The following is a 12242-nucleotide window of genomic DNA, read 5'->3' as shown; positions in this document are numbered from 1 at the left end:
AGTTGGTCTTTTATTATATAAAAAAGAATGAACAAAATAAATATATATAGAAATTAGAGAAGTTGATTCCCATCAATAATCTTCTCTAAGAATATCACTCTTTGTTAAAATATTTCCTTTTTCAACTTTTTAATCTTCCTAAATAAATTAATAAACGCATATAAATATATACAAACTAAAAACCCAACCATACCTTTATATAATCCTGATTCTGATACTCCAAGAAAACATAAGTAAAGCACTGGAATTAACATTACAAACATAATTGCAACGAACTGTATCAATTCAACAAATTTTTGTATCTTCGTTTCTTTGTCTGAATAAATATCAGGTAACTCATTTTCCACGTCTACTTCTTTACAAAAATAATTCCACTTCGCAAAACTCGTTACATGTTTCCATCCACACATTTCATATATTTCAATATATTCTTTTTGTTTTTCTTTTGAATCTTTATAATCCAGTCTAAAATCCGCTTTATATACTACATCTTTTGGTTCAGTTTTCTTAAACGTATACATTACATTATACTTTTGTAAAGCCCATCCTTTTTGATGCATTTTTCTTAAAAAAGCTTCTTCTTTTTCCAAACTCCATATCGCAAAAGGTTTGAATACCTTCTTTGTCTCCATTTCCCATTCACTCCCCTAATATACTATTTCCATTCCTTACAGATCTCTGCAATCTATTGTACTCCAGTTCCAGCACTTCTCTCCCAAACGGCGTTAACTCATAGCACTTCTTTCTGTCTGTAGAGGCAACTTCAACAATTAACTTCTCTTTTAGTAATTTCGTCGTATTTCCATATAAAGTACCAGGGCCGAGCTTTACTTCCCCATTTGTCATCTCTTCTACCATTTGCATAATTCCGTAGCCATGCAACGGCTTCACGAGTGACAATAATATGTAATATGTCGCCTCAGTTAACGGAATATATTTTTGCGCCTTCCCATTCATTATAACTACCTCCGATACATCGCCTTATGATATATCGACTTACGATACATCGCATATCGATATTGTATAATCATATTCCAAAATATGCAAGAGTAATTTAATAATTAAATATCCATTTCTTTGAATTAAAAAACCATACAAATTTTCTGAATAATTTGTTAAAATATAGAAATATTAGCTCTTTTATAATGAAAGGAATGGTACATATGATAAATAAATTGAAAGAAAACATCGGATCTGTGTTTGTTGGGAAAGAAAATGTTATTGATCTACTGCTCGTTTCACTTCTTGCTGGTGGGCATGTATTGCTCGAAGACGTGCCTGGTACTGGGAAAACGTTACTGGCGAAAACCATTTCCAAAAGTATTGGTGGTAGTTTTTCTCGCGTTCAATTCACCCCTGATGTACTTCCAAGTGATGTAACAGGTATTGAATACTTCAACCCAAAAACAAGCGAATTCGAATTAAGAATTGGACCAGTTATGACAAACATTTTGCTAGCAGATGAAATTAACCGTGCAATGCCGAGAACGCAGTCGAGTTTGTTAGAAGCGATGGAAGAACGACAAGTGACGCTCGAAAAACAATCTACGCCTCTGCCGAAACCGTTCTTTGTTATTGCGACGCAAAACCCAATTGAATCACAAGGGACTTTCCCTCTTCCAGATGCACAGCTTGATCGCTTTTTAATGACGATTTCAATCGGTTATCCTACTCCTGAAGATGAGCTACAAATGATGCGACGTTTTCGGAACGATTTACCATTAGAAAGTGTCACATCTGTCATCTCATTAGAAGATATTTTAGAATCTCAAAAACGAGTAAAAGAAATATTTGTTTCGGAACCGTTAGAACATTACATTATTAAACTTGCTCATGCTACAAGAAATCATGATTATATCGCTAACGGTGTAAGCCCACGTGCCACATTAGCTTTAGTACGTGCTGTTCAAGCTTTAGCCTTTTTACGCGGGAGAGAATATTGCACACCAGAAGATATACAATTGTTAGTTCCTTCTGTTTGGAATCACCGTATCGTCTTATCAATGGAAGGTGCCCTGCGCACGACTAAAAATGATATAATGCAAAGTATTTTAAAAGAAGTTGACGTACCTGTGGAGATTGAGCAAGCATGAATGGACAGCGTGTTGTAACTGTGCCTTTATTTTTTCAACTCCATATTATTCAACTAACCGTTCCAATCGCGTTACTTTTCACATTCTTTTTCCCGCAACGAATGCTTATGTTTCTCTTTTTCTTCTATTATATATTTGCGATTTTTATTTATAAATATGTCGCTTTCATAGAGAAGAAGTTTCAAATCATAAATGAGAAACAAACTACACGGCTTTTTCCTGAGGAATCTGGACAGTTTTTTATTCATTTAAAAAATGGAGCCAGCATACCGCTCGTTAATGGTGTTTGTTACTTTCATTTAAATTCGTCCCTTATACCGCATAAAGAGCAAGGCATTGAACAAATATCAAAAACATTATTCTCTTTCCCATTTTCACAACCCGCACATTCGGCACAAAAATAGGGTTTAACATTAACCGCAACGAAGCGTGGTGTGTTTCAAATTGAACAGTTTGAATGTGTATTAAAAGATCCATTTCATCTATTAACTGTACATTTACCTGTTTTTGATAAATTAAGGACTGAAATTATTGTGTATCCTTCTCCTAAAGAAGTAGCAGGTTTGCAAGAACTTCAGCAACTTTTGAATGGATTTTATCGAACGAATTTTTCTTTTTACAATGATGAAACATCTATTATCGGTGTAAAGCGATATGAGCGTGAGTCTTTCCGCTCTATTCATTGGAAGGCATCTGCTAAAATGCAACAATTACAAGCGAAGCAATATGAACCTGTAAAAAATTATAGTTGGACGATTTGTCTTTCTTTAGCTGCCGATCGTGGATTTGGTTGGAAAGATAATGTAGAAGAACTTATTTCATATGCAACATACATTTTCCAGTACACAACGAAGCACCACATTCCGTTTGAATTGTTTATTAGTGTATTAGCAGAAGGCGGTGCATTACATGTACCGTTAAATGAAGGACAAACACAATATGCAAAAGCTTTAGAAGAATTAGCCCGTATTTCAGATGATAGTACGTTACTTCCGAAACAAGGATTCCTTCATTATGTAAAGAGAAAGAGAGAACGATCGTCTACAATGATATACATTGGTTTACAAAAAAATGAACTCCCTCTTCTCTCGCAGCCAACGTTTCTCATTACTAGTGAAGGGATGGTGGAACCAGTTGAAAACTTGGCTATATCACATTCATGATTTCATTCTGCTCCTCCTGCTTTCATTATTAACAGAAAGAGATGAACTAATTAGTATTGCAATATTTTTAACAACAGGCTATATTGGAGTATTTCTTATTCATAAATTTATGCAGAAAAAAACAACAGGATTTGTAATACTTTTAGTTCTTCAAATCGTTCTTTTCTCTTTATTTTTACCTTTTTCTCTTTTTGGCACAATCATATTACCACTATTTTTCTTTATCGTACATGTGGTCGGACCTGGATATCCAGTTCAAAAATCTTTAGGTGGTATTGTATGGTTTGTCGTTTCAGCTATATTTTATGCACCCTTTCCACCGTTGTGGAAACTATTAATGTTAGCCTTGCATCTTATGATTACATTTTGGTTAACCGGGGCAAATCGCAAACAACAACTATTACGTTTTGCTTCTATCATTACGATTGGCTTAATGAGTATATTAATTGTTCAAGTATTTCCTTTCATTCGACTTATTTTTGGTTTTATAACGGAAGTAGTCGCATTAGGCGTCGGCTATGCTTTAATGCCATTAATTAAAGCAGCGGAATTAAAAGATACTGAAGATGTTTGGGCAAATAAAGGACATCTCTTAAAACCCAAAATTGAAGACGGAAAAAAAATTCCTGATTTTGATCCAATACTCATAAATAGCGCTACAATAATAGTCTGTACAGCTATCGCTATTTACGTCGTTTGGAAAATAGTAAAAAAACGAAAACATTTAAGTTTACCAAATATGCCCGCCTTCGAATCTACTATCATTACTGATAAAGAAGGAATAAGCCAAAATCGTTTTAAACGAAATAAACCGCCACATAACGAAATTCGGAAGGAAATTTTCAAGCTAGAGAGTAAGTTAACCTCTCCTTTAAATAGAAAACGGGGAGAAACTGTTGAGGCTTGGCTAGAAAGAATAAACGATGAAGAAGATGTAAATATTCAAAGTGATATTATTATAGATGCTTATAATACGGTGCGGTATTCAAATGGTGCAAACACTGTACTTCTACATGAATTTATGGAAGAGATTCATAAGCTTTATGCATATCAAAAAAGTTTGAAGAAACGAAAGAAATAACGTAACAAAAAGACTCCTATATTCATAGGAGTCTTTTTATACTTCTACGTTGCTTTTTAAATGGAAGCATTCTTCCCTGCTTCAATTTCTAATGACTCTTCATGCCACCAAAGTGTTTCTTCAGGATCTTCTTTAGCGATTTGGTGTGCTTCTTTTTTCGTTTCTACTGTAGGATATGAACCTTTTAGCGCACGCCCTGAAGTCGTAACGAATAGTACACTAAATACAACTAATCCAATAATACTTACACCTGCTAAATAAAATGCCGGTGCGAGCGGGTTACCAGTTGCATGAACTAAGTATGAACATACAAGCGGTGTTGTTCCACCGAATATCGATACAGAAATATTAAATGAGATCGAAAGTGCTCGATAACGTACATCAGTGAAAAAGAGTGATGGTAATAATGAAGGTAATGTTCCTTCATATACACTTAAGAAGAAACCTAGTACGAAAATACCTGCAAATATAGCTGCAATATGTCCGTTACCTATTAGTAAAAATGCTGGAATTGCAAATACAGTTAAACCAAGTAAACCAATTTGCACAACACGTTTATTACCAATTTTATCACTTAATTTACCGAAATATAGTGCTAGTGGAATCATAAGTGCCATCGTAATAGAAATAATTAATAAGCCTGTTGTTTCTTCGACTTTAAGTACTTGAGTTAGATAAGAAGGAATATACGAAAGAATCATATAATTTGTAATATTAAAGAAGGCGACAATTACTGTGCTTAATAAGAAGTCTTTTTTGTGATATTTAATAATATCCATAAATGAAAATTGTTCATTGTCTTCAGATTCCTCTTGTGCTTTTTCCATCTCTTCAAAGATTGGAGATTCATCTAGATGACGGCGTAAGTATAAACCGACCAAACCAATTGGTGCAGCTATTAAGAATGGAATACGCCATCCCCAGCTGAGCATTTGCTCATCTGTTAACAATAACGTCAAAATGGTAACAATTACCGATGCAGCAATGTAACCTGAGAGTGTTCCAATTTCAAGACCACTACCGAGTATACCACGCTTTTTATCTGGAGAAGATTCTGCGATATAAACCATTGCTCCTGAATATTCGCCGCCTGTAGAGAAGCCTTGAATCATTCGGGCAACTAAAAGTAGTATTGGTGCCCATACACCAATTTGTTCATAGGTTGGTAGTAATGCGATGAATAATGTAGAAAGTGCCATTAAAATAATAGTAGTACTTAACACGATTTTTCGGCCGTACTTATCTCCTATTCTACCAAAGAATACACCTCCGATTGGTCGAACGAGAAAGGCTGCTGCAAATGTACCGAATGTAAGTACAAGTTGCAATCCACTATTATCAACACCTGAGAAGAATAATTGACTTAAAATTACCGCTAAATACGCGTATAATCCGAAGTCAAACCACTCCATTGCGTTCCCTATACCAGTAGCAATTACTGCTTTCCTGGCTTGTTTAGGATTGACAATATTAACGTCTTGAGGTTCAAAATTTAAATCATTATTTTGTTGCATATAATAAAACAGCTCCTTATTTAATTTAACTTCTTTAAGCACACCTTCTCTTATTGAATAAAATTAATTCGAAGCACTTAAGGAAAAACAACGTCTCCTTATCTGTTATTATTATTTCACATAATTAATTATTTGTCCAATTAAATGCTCTTTTTCTATAAAGTTACACCCTGTTTAACTTTTATATAATGACGTGTAGCTTATATAATATATACCTTTACACTACAAATAAATCTTTAATTCATTAGATTGTACAACGTACCTATAATTATTTCCTCTAACTTAAAAACCAGTAACTTTTACTGAAATTTTGCATATATTTAGAAAAGCGAACTCATTAATACGAATTTCTTCTTATTGCATTCAACCATAAAAATATGGAGTATCATTAAATACCTAATTAGATAATATTATTATAATTTTCTTTTTGAAGGAGGATATTTTATGTTGGAGATAATATTTTTGCTTACTTCTTTGTCTTTTCTCTTAATCATTTCTGGTTTTTTCATCATCTTAAAACAATATAAAGAAATAAAAACCATAAGAACAATATTAACTACAAAAAAAGAAAATGAGAAAACTACATCCGAAAACTCAATCCCTATGCAATTAGATCTTAGTGTTCTCAATAATTTAATAGCTTCTGGTATAAACAAAGGTTCTAATTCAGTTAATGAAAATTCGGAGGCAGATAAAACTAAATAATTGCTATGTTTGTAACAAGAAAATATTTATCTCCTATTTTATCTATTCTTATTAATAACTACCTCTGATTAAAAAGGAGACTACTTATGTGTAAAAATCCAATCTCTATTATTATCCCCATACAGCATCAAACAAGCGTTTTACCCGAAATTCTAAAAGCATGTCAACAACTGAAACCTTTAGAAGTTATTCTTATTATTAACGGATGTATTGATGATTGTATTGATATTACACGATCTTACAGTTGTAAAGTTATTACACTAGAAGAATCAACAGAATATAATATTTGTTATACAATTGGAGCAAAAAAGGCAAGAGGTAATTGCCTATTATTTTTAGATGAAAATTACATTATTCAATCTTCCACACTTATACAATTTCTTCAACCATTACTAGACGGATCCGCTGATGTAGTATTAAATAATTTGGATTATTTTTTTTATAAGAAGCAACGGCCTAATATAGCAATGATGTGGCAGCAAGTTACGAATCATTTTTTTCATCGTTCAGATTTAAATGTTAACTCATTATTATTTCCTCCCTATGCAATAACAAAAAAAGTTCTAGAGGCAATTACTCCAGAAAGTTTATCAAATCCGATATTGGCACAAATGAAAATTATTAAATATAAATTTCAGATTTGCAATCATCTAAAAATTTATATACCTCAAATCCCCTCCTTCCCTTCAAAACAACTCACTTGTTATCATCTTGAAGCTATTGAACATTGGATAAATATAGCGCAAGATTCAAGAGGAAACTACACTGATAGTAGCCGAAGGCGGGATATTATTTTAGGGCTTCAAAACGGCGAACAAAAATATATGCCAAAAATAAGTACAGGTAAAGAATTTTATTCGAATACTTATGGGGATAAACAATTATCGGTTATCATCCCTGTTCAAAATGAAGAAAAAACGATAGAATCTGTAATTTATGAGGTACAAAAATTAAAACCTTTAGAGATTATCATTATTGTTAATGGAGCAACAGATAAAACAGAGGCATTGGCAAAGAATTGTGGTGCAACAGTTATTAGCTACAAAGAGCCACTTGGTAATGATACTGGACGTGCTGTTGGCGCACGTTTTGCAAAAGGTGATATATTATTATTTATAGATGGTGATTTCTTAATTCCTAGTTCTGATCTATTACCATTTGTACAATCTGTTCAAAATGGTACAGATTTAGCTTTAAATAAGTTAGAGTATTACTATATGTATCGATTTCCTTATTCTATCGTGACCGCATGTAAATATGTTGTGAATTTAGCATGTAATCGAAAGGATTTAGGGATGGGATCCACAATTGCTGTGCCTCATGCTTTTAGTCGCAAATGTATTGATACAATTGGTTTTGATTCACTTCTTTCACCTACCTCAAGTCAAGTTAAAACAATTTTAGCAGGCCTTCATGTGAAAAATGCCCATTCTGTCGATGTTGATAAGATGAATCGTGTTCGACCAGAAAAACACTTCTCTCAAGAAGGTTTTCTTTCATTAGCAACGCAACAAATCATTGGTGATCATATAGAAGCAATTTCTTACCTCATCGAACAAAAAAGAAACACTGAATGCTTTTAATTGTATATTCTTACCACCAAATAATATATGAATTTATTTTAAATATATAGCAAAATAAAAAAGATGGTTGTAACCATCTTTTTTATTTTTACATTAGATCAAAAGAAAAGTAGCAGGCAGGCTTTTCATTTCTGTATCTTTCTTAAGAAGTTTGAAAATAGAGGCTTGTTAATGAAGATGCAACACTTAAATCATCGTTTAGCGAGATTGAGAAACATGCAATTAATGGTAAAGTAATAACAATTGATCCACTAGAACTAATTACAATTGTAGGACTTGTCCCACATGTACCCCCACAATCCACTACTGCATCAATTCCACTTCCAGGGGTAATTGTAATCTTAAGGCACACATCAAAACAAACATTATTCGTAGTACATGCCATAACTCTCCCTCCTTTCTCTTAACAATATATGCAGTTACTTAAATTCGGATACAACTCTCTTACTAAATTTAATAAATTAGGTGCTTCTTTAATATTAATTGGATAGTTAATTAACGTTTTATTAAACTATCTAAATAAGATAAGAAACTAAAATCATCCTTTACTGAAATAGCTATACATGCAATGAATGGTATTACATTGAAATTAGATGGACATTCATCATTGCACCTTACAAATATTTCTGCCCCACCATTTGGATTAACTATAGATTCTAAGCAAATGTTAAAACAACTCTTGTTGATGCAAGACAAGATATTCCCTCCTTTCTTACACATAATATCAATTTATGAGAAAATAATAATATCGTTACAACTTTATTCAACCCTCACCAATCGTGCTATTATGGGCAGTTGATCTCCCACCTAACTTCTTTGCTACAGCCGAATTTTGAGGTGGGAGTTTTACTGCCCGCAAATAGTGAGATAAAATAAACTAAAGAGGTAAAAACTTCTTCAAATACATGAAGAGATTCTCAACTTTTAATTACAATATTCTATCTTCATAGAGCGTTTGTTTCATATATGGCATAATTTTATTCTTCTCTAAAGGGATGTGCCCTAATTGTTTATCAAAATATAAATCTAATTTAACTTTATTTACAGCATCTATCCTTTCTAATTCTTGTAATCCAGTTATAAAAGGCTCCAAATGATTTTTCATATCAAAATCAGCTGCTATATTTTGCAAGTAATAAATTGGCGGTACATAGCCTATCTTATTATAAAATGCAATAACATTTATTCTCTCTGCAAACGTATCTTTAATTTCTTGTATTGATAAGTTAGGATATGATAGCTGAAAAACTTGTGTAATAGGAGTAGTATACCAATTTGTTAATATGGTTTGAGGATTGTTGACCAATGCGAAAGTCCCTCTTAAATAACCTGCTAATATAAGGGACATAAATCCTCCACCTGAACTTCCATAAAGTAACACATTTTCTTTTAAAATATTTATCTTTCTTATTATTTTTTCTAAAATTATCGCTATATCTTTCAAGTAATACCTATCTATCGTTCCTTGCCCCCAACCTAAAGAAATTTCACCTAAATAAAGGGTTGGATCATTATAAAAAATTACAGATTCTTCGAAATCCTTAATCCAAGTGTATCTTTGAAAAATAGGTGGCGACTGCTTTTCACTTGCCCCCGAACCCAAAATAATAAGTTTTTTTGATTGTAATTTCATTCTAATAATAAACTCATAATTTATTCCTTGCCATTCTACACTTAGTAAAAACGGTTCTTCCATATTAAAATAAATGCCTTCAAGTTGCTCATATGAAATATTTATATTTCTCAATTGATTAATCGACTGAATCACCTCTTAAAATAGAAATAAATCTTTAAAATTCCTATGCTTCAATAAATACGAAAGGCCTTCTAAATGATCACCAGTAATTCTTAATACAGCTGGCGGATGCCCTATTGTCGCGAAGTGCTCATGTGGTCGAATACGATTTGGTTTCATTACATCTACATAATGAACACATTCTACTTTATATCCTTCTAATATTGCTTTTACTTGTGCAATACATGATGTGTGAAGAGTATCCCAGCCAATTCCCTCTAAACATTTTCTACTAATAGCATGAGGAACCGCTACAAGAGATCCCACTCCTAAATCTTTACGGTTACAAGCAATATTCAACATATATTTATATATATTTACAATATATAGAGGGAATCTAAGATTTAAATTTAAATCGTTTAAAGCAATATCAACACCGTCAGTAACAGCTTGCGTTAATGGATGTAAATCTTTTGCTGGAATAGCAAAATCGGCATCTATAAAGAGAAGTATATCTCCTATGGCCTCCTGCGCACCAATTGCACGCCCGACATCATGTCCTAACGCTTCTTGATAGACAATCACTGTTGCTCCTAATTGCTTTGAAATTTCCTCTGTCCGATCTGTCGATCCATTTATAACAACAATTATTTCTTTCGGTTCAATTTTTCTTGCCTCAAGAATAACTTGTTTAATCGTCGCTTCTTCATTTTGTGCTGGTATAATAATTGATAGCTGTTTTCCATTATAAATAGAAGACTTCATTCCCCATCCTTTATGGAAACGCAAATAATTTTTTTGTATTTTTAGTTGCTCTATAATTTCTCTTTTCCTTCCTCCATCCGTATAGTTACCTCTATCACCTTTTCGTTGTAACCAGTTTTCTAATACTTTTACATTTTTTTTAATCTCACGCACTTCTAATTTAGTTAATTCATTTCCAGAGAAAGAGTTTTTATTTGTAGATATATTATTCAAAGAGGTTTTAATAATTGCTGATGAGGTGTGTACTCGCCACCCTTTCTCAATAAGTGTTGCTTGAGCAAGTATAGGATTCTGTAAGATGTCATATCCAATGTCTTCAATTACTTTTTTTGAAATGGCATATGGCATAGATAACATCGAATCATACTTTAAATCCATATGTCCTAATACGTCATTTAATACTTTTCTATACACCATAGCAATACTCGGCCACTCTATTTTCATTTTTTCAAAATATACGGAGTCTGCGTTATTCAATATTACATCTGTTTCTTTTTTTAATAGCGGCTTTAAAAATTGTGCTAACTCCACTGAAAAAACAACATCTTCTCCGTCTAAAAATAAGACAGCATCTCCATTGGCTATTCTTGCCCCATTAACTGGTGCTTTACATTTGTTTTTCTCTTCAATAACAACAACATTACTTTCAACAATTGTCGTTATTGATTGTATAGTATTCATTCTATTATCAGCTACAATGATAATTTCTAGTGGTTTTAAATAATTTAATTTCTCTAAAATTCGATTTAATTTCGACTTTTGCTCTCCCACGACAATAACGACTGACAATTCCACTCCTTCTTTCACCTCTCTTACAGTCTGATTAGGTTTTACCTTTTTTATATATTCAATCGTTTCATTCTTCTCTAAAGCTGCATGCCCTGCTTTCTTGTCGAAATATAAGTCTACTAAAATTTGATTCACTTCCGTATTTTCATCCATTTGCTCTAACCCAGAAATAAATGGTAGTAAGTGATTTTGCACATCAAATTCACATGCGACATTTTGTAAAAAATAAATATTTGGAACGTATTCAATACTCTTAAAAAAATCCGTGATGTTAATTCTTTCGCCAAATTTCTCTTCAATTTCTTCTCTTGATAAGCCTGGATAAGATAAATTGAAAACTTGATTTACCGGTACAGGTATCCATTTCATTAAATTTGTTTGAGGATTATTAACTAAAGCTGTGGAACCCTTTACGAAACCAGCTAATATTAAAGACATAAATCCTCCCCCGGAACTTCCATAAAACAACACATTTTTCGAATCAACTTGCAACTTTATCAATAATAGTTTTAAAATATTTGCGATATCTTGTAAATAAAATCTATCTAACTCCCCCTGTCCCCAACCTAAAGATATTTCTCCATGATATAAAGTAGGATCATTATAATATATAACAGTATCTTCAAATTCTTCCATCCAAGAATGTCTATGAAAAATAGGTGGACCAATTGGTTGTTCTTGAAAACCACCTGCTCCAGAGCCAAAAACAATAACATTGGAAGCATTATGCTTAATACGAATTAAAAATTCATAAGCTACTTTATCCCAATCAATTTTGAGTATAAAAGGTTCCGTAGTTTGAAAATTCATTTGC

Annotated in this window: 11 protein-coding genes and 1 pseudogene; 5 read left to right on the top strand and 7 right to left on the bottom strand. The window is 32.6% G+C overall.

All coding sequences use genetic code 11. The annotated features are described in order from the left end of the window. Positions 1-104: 104 nt before the first annotated feature. Together QCI79_RS25600 and QCI79_RS25595 are read right to left on the bottom strand one after the other, a co-directional pair. A complete protein-coding gene (locus QCI79_RS25600) occupies positions 105-632 on the bottom strand; it encodes a DUF2812 domain-containing protein (protein ID WP_000448426.1) in 528 nt (175 codons plus the stop codon). Between the two features lie 7 nt (positions 633-639). Continuing rightward, entirely contained in the window at positions 640-957 is a 318-nt protein-coding gene (locus QCI79_RS25595) for a PadR family transcriptional regulator (protein ID WP_001013432.1), read from the bottom strand. A 206-nt stretch (positions 958-1163) separates the two neighbouring features. Between QCI79_RS25595 and QCI79_RS25590 the strand changes: the two genes are divergently transcribed. The 3 genes and pseudogenes from QCI79_RS25590 to QCI79_RS25580 all read left to right on the top strand — a co-directional run bounded on the left by QCI79_RS25590 (position 1164) and on the right by QCI79_RS25580 (position 4337). Further along, positions 1164-2093, top strand: a complete 930-nt coding sequence (locus QCI79_RS25590; RefSeq protein ID WP_000608798.1) for an AAA family ATPase — start codon at positions 1164-1166, stop codon at positions 2091-2093. Beyond that, positions 2090-3256 (top strand): annotated as a pseudogene (locus tag QCI79_RS25585) (DUF58 domain-containing protein). The gene QCI79_RS25590 and the pseudogene QCI79_RS25585 overlap by 4 nt, the downstream one beginning before the upstream one ends. Further along, a complete protein-coding gene (locus tag QCI79_RS25580) occupies positions 3228-4337 on the top strand; it encodes a DUF4018 domain-containing protein (RefSeq protein ID WP_000860486.1) in 1110 nt (369 codons plus the stop codon). The pseudogene QCI79_RS25585 and the gene QCI79_RS25580 overlap by 29 nt, the downstream one beginning before the upstream one ends. A 56-nt stretch (positions 4338-4393) precedes the next feature. Here QCI79_RS25580 and QCI79_RS25575 read toward each other — a convergent pair whose 3' ends face one another. Further along, the gene (locus tag QCI79_RS25575) at positions 4394-5851 is read right to left on the bottom strand and encodes an MFS transporter (RefSeq protein WP_001186926.1); all 1458 of its coding nucleotides are present in this window, start codon (positions 5849-5851) and stop codon (positions 4394-4396) included. 444 nt (positions 5852-6295) lie between these two features. Between QCI79_RS25575 and QCI79_RS25570 the strand changes: the two genes are divergently transcribed. Next, positions 6296-6556: a hypothetical protein gene (locus tag QCI79_RS25570; protein ID WP_000889686.1), complete on the top strand. Its 261-nt coding sequence runs from the start codon at positions 6296-6298 to the stop codon at positions 6554-6556. A gap of 86 nt (positions 6557-6642) precedes the next feature. Beyond that, positions 6643-8139 (top strand): glycosyltransferase, encoded by a 1497-nt coding sequence (locus tag QCI79_RS25565; protein WP_000335240.1) that lies wholly within the window; start codon positions 6643-6645, stop codon positions 8137-8139. 142 nt (positions 8140-8281) lie between these two features. Here QCI79_RS25565 and QCI79_RS25560 read toward each other — a convergent pair whose 3' ends face one another. The 4 genes from QCI79_RS25560 to QCI79_RS25545 all read right to left on the bottom strand — a co-directional run bounded on the left by QCI79_RS25560 (position 8282) and on the right by QCI79_RS25545 (position 12238). After that, positions 8282-8524 (bottom strand): hypothetical protein, encoded by a 243-nt coding sequence (locus QCI79_RS25560; RefSeq protein ID WP_000752467.1) that lies wholly within the window; start codon positions 8522-8524, stop codon positions 8282-8284. Positions 8525-8634: 110 nt separating this feature from the next. Beyond that, complete coding sequence (locus tag QCI79_RS25555) at positions 8635-8835, bottom strand: hypothetical protein (RefSeq protein ID WP_033676526.1); 201 nt, start codon at positions 8833-8835, stop codon at positions 8635-8637. A gap of 232 nt (positions 8836-9067) precedes the next feature. Further along, positions 9068-9835, bottom strand: coding sequence for a hypothetical protein (locus QCI79_RS25550; protein WP_002101073.1), 768 nt, complete (start codon positions 9833-9835; stop codon positions 9068-9070). A gap of 75 nt (positions 9836-9910) precedes the next feature. Further along, positions 9911-12238, bottom strand: a complete 2328-nt coding sequence (locus tag QCI79_RS25545) for a glycosyltransferase family 2 protein (protein ID WP_170857912.1) — start codon at positions 12236-12238, stop codon at positions 9911-9913. Positions 12239-12242: the final 4 nt, after the last annotated feature.

It is taken from the genome of Bacillus cereus group sp. MG1 (assembly GCF_040460035.1).
GTDB classification, from domain to species: Bacteria; Bacillota; Bacilli; order Bacillales; family Bacillaceae_G; genus Bacillus_A; species Bacillus_A cereus.
The sequence above is the reverse complement of the archived record's forward strand: the minus strand, read 5'-3'. Positions and strand labels throughout refer to the sequence as shown.